This window comes from Ruegeria sp. AF7 (genome assembly GCF_056541885.1).
In genome coordinates this window covers 1-1,268 of sequence record NZ_JBQFYX010000053.1, presented here as the reverse complement: position 1 = coordinate 1,268, position 1,268 = coordinate 1, and the positions used below count along the sequence as shown (strand labels likewise).

General features: G+C 56.0%; 1 protein-coding gene. It reads right to left on the bottom strand.

The genetic code is table 11. The features are described from left to right. Positions 1–62: 62 nt before the first annotated feature. Positions 63–1,204, bottom strand: a protein-coding gene (locus ACR0AP_RS20895; protein WP_480509217.1) for an IS3 family transposase whose coding sequence is annotated in 2 segments (ribosomal slippage) — positions 63–955 and positions 955–1,204 — 1,143 coding nt in all. Because the reading frame shifts where the segments join, the coding sequence is not laid out codon by codon here. Positions 1,205–1,268 lie beyond the last annotated feature (64 nt).

Sequence of the window (1,268 nt, the reverse complement as noted above, 5' to 3'; positions counted from 1 at the left end):
TGACCCAGCCCCTTGATCCGGGCCGTTTGGATGTAGAATCCGTTCCTGTTTCTTTCTTGTGATTAGGTTGCGGTCAAGGCCTGCTGAGCGGAGCCCTTGCGTAGCTCAAGCGAAGCAGGCCGGGTTGCACGGTTGAGATTGGCGTAAACGGCTGGGGTCAGCCCGCCAAGCGATGTGTGTGGTCGCTGTGTGTTGTAATCGATCCTCCAGTTTTCGATGATCTTTCGGGCTTCGGCGAGATTGCCGAAGATATGCTCATTCAAACACTCATCTCGCAGACGGCCATTGAAGCTTTCCACAAACGCGTTTTGCATTGGCTTGCCGGGCGCGATGTAATGCCAGCCAACGCCGGTATCCTGGCACCATCTCAGTACTGCATGGGACGTCATTTCCGTTCCATTATCACTGACAATCATATCAGGCTGGCCACGCCGACGGATCAGGTCAGCCAGTTCACGCGTCAGCCTCGCGCCAGACAAAGAACGATCCACGACTGTTGCCAGCGCCTCACGGGTGCAATCGTCCACGATGCAAAGCACACGGAACCTCTGCCCATCTTCAAAGGCATCCGACACGAAGTCGAGCGACCACCTTTGATTGGCACGATCTGGCACCAGAATGGGCCGCCGCGTGCCCAAAGCTCGCTTGCGTGACCGCCTGCGGCGCACCGCCAGCCCCTCTTCCCGATAGAGCCGGAACAGCTTCTTGTGGTTCACCTCAAAACCTTCCCTGGCCAGCAAGATGCCCAAGCGACGATAGCCGAACCGACGACGTTCATTTGCCAGCTCGCGCAGCCGCTTGCGCAGGGCGTCATCACCCTGATCTTGCTTTTGATACTGAAAGACCGACCTATGCAGATCAGCCAATTCACATGCCCGACGCTCGGACAAACCGTGCCGATCCATCACATCGCGCACGGCTCGCCGCTTCACATCGGGCGTCAGTAGTTTTTTGTGGCGAGATCCTTCAGGGCTGCGTTGTCGAGCATCGCATCCGCCAACATGCGCTTCAGCTTGTTGTTCTCGTCTTCCAGCGCCCGCAGCTTCTTGGCATCAGACACGTTCATGCCGCCAAACTTTGCCTTGTATTTATAGAAGGTCGCATCAATGATGCCGTAGCGGCGACAAAGCTCTTGCGCTTTCACGCCCGCCTCGTACTCCTTGATCATTCCAATAATCTGTTCGTCTGAAAATCTGCGTTTCATGGTCCATCCTTTTCTTGGACGGATTACTAACACCTCGATGGCCTGATTTCAGGGGGTTGGGTCA